General features: G+C 76.5%; 2 protein-coding genes. Both read left to right on the top strand.

Going from position 1 to position 1,326, the window contains the following annotated elements:
• Window positions 1-344: urease accessory UreF family protein (locus EBN88_RS29865; protein ID WP_325052795.1), on the top strand; the 344-nt coding region annotated here is incomplete at its 5' end.
• 170 nt (window positions 345-514) lie between these two features.
• The gene (gene ureG / locus EBN88_RS29860) at window positions 515-1,279 is read left to right on the top strand and encodes an urease accessory protein UreG (RefSeq protein WP_122400085.1); all 765 of its coding nucleotides are present in this window, start codon (window positions 515-517) and stop codon (window positions 1,277-1,279) included.
• The last annotated feature ends 47 nt before the right edge of the window (window positions 1,280-1,326 follow it).

The raw sequence follows: 1,326 nt of genomic DNA, 5'->3' as shown, positions 1-1,326 counted from the left end.
TGGGCCGCGACCGTCCCGGCGGCGCCCACCAGCCGGTGGTGCTCGGCGCTGTGGGCCGGGTCGCCGGGCTCGGCCCGCGCGATGTCGCGCTGGCCGCCGGCTATGACGCGATCAGCGCGCCGGCCTCAGCCGTGGTCCGGCTGCTGGGCCTCGACCCGTTCGAGGCGACGGCGGTGCTGGCCCGGCTGGCCCCCGAGACGGAACGCGTCGCCGACCGCGCCGTGGCGGCGGCCGACGGCTGGCCGGAGCGGGGCGAGACGGCCCTGCCGGCCGGGGCGGCGCCGCTGCTGGAGATCGCGGCCGAGGACCACGCGGCCTGGCCGGTCCGGCTCTTCGCCTCCTGACCACTCCTGACCGCTCCTCCCGCCACCCGAACGCTCTGCCTGCGACCGCCCGTTGAACCGTTCCTGCCCGTTGACGGTTCCCGCCCGTTGACCGTTCCCGACCGTTCCGGACGGTGAACACCGACCGTTCCCGACCGCCGACCGTCCGCCGTTGATCCTGGGAGAACGCCGTGCACCTCGACCACCCCGAGAGCTTTCCGCACCGCCACACCTACTCGGCCGCCCGGGCGCGCCGCCCCGACGGGAGCCGCCGGGCGCTGCGCGTGGGGCTGGGCGGGCCCGTCGGCTCCGGCAAGACGGCCACCGTCGCCGCGCTCTGCCGGGCGCTGCGCGAACGGCTGGCCATCGCCGTGGTCACCAACGACATCTACACCCGCGAGGACGCCGACTTCCTGCTGCGGAACGCGGTGCTGCCGGCCGAGCGGATCAGCGCCGTGGAGACCGGCGCCTGCCCGCACACCGCCATCAGGGACGACATCTCGGCCAACCTGGAGGCGGTCGAGGAGTTGGAGGACCGCACCGGCCCGCTGGACCTGGTGCTGGTGGAGTCCGGCGGGGACAACCTGACCGCCACGTTCTCCCGTGGCCTGGTGGACGCGCAGATCTTCGTGATCGACGTGGCGGCCGGCGACGACATCCCGCGCAAGGGCGGCCCCGGCATCACCGGCGCCGACCTGCTGGTGATCAACAAGACCGACCTCGCGCCGCACGTGGGCTCCGACCTGGCGGCGATGGCCAGGGACGCCAGGGCCCAGCGCGGCGAGCTGCCCGTGGCCCTCACCTCGCTGAAGGCGCCGGAGGGCGTGGCCCCCGTCGCCGACTGGGTGCTGGGCCAACTCGCCGCCTGGCACGCGGAGTCGGCGGGGTCGGCGGCGTTGGCGGCGTCGGCGGATGCGGAGGACGCGCCGGGCGCTGCCGCAGGGGCGCGGGTGTGACGGGCGGCGGCCGGCCCTCGGTCTCCGCGCGGGCCGCCGTGGTCGCC

This window comes from Streptomyces triticirhizae (assembly GCF_003696235.1).
In the GTDB taxonomy this organism is placed as follows: Bacteria; Actinomycetota; Actinomycetes; order Streptomycetales; family Streptomycetaceae; genus Streptomyces; species Streptomyces triticirhizae.
Note: the sequence above shows the minus strand (reverse complement) of the source record. Positions and strands in the feature narration are given on the sequence as shown.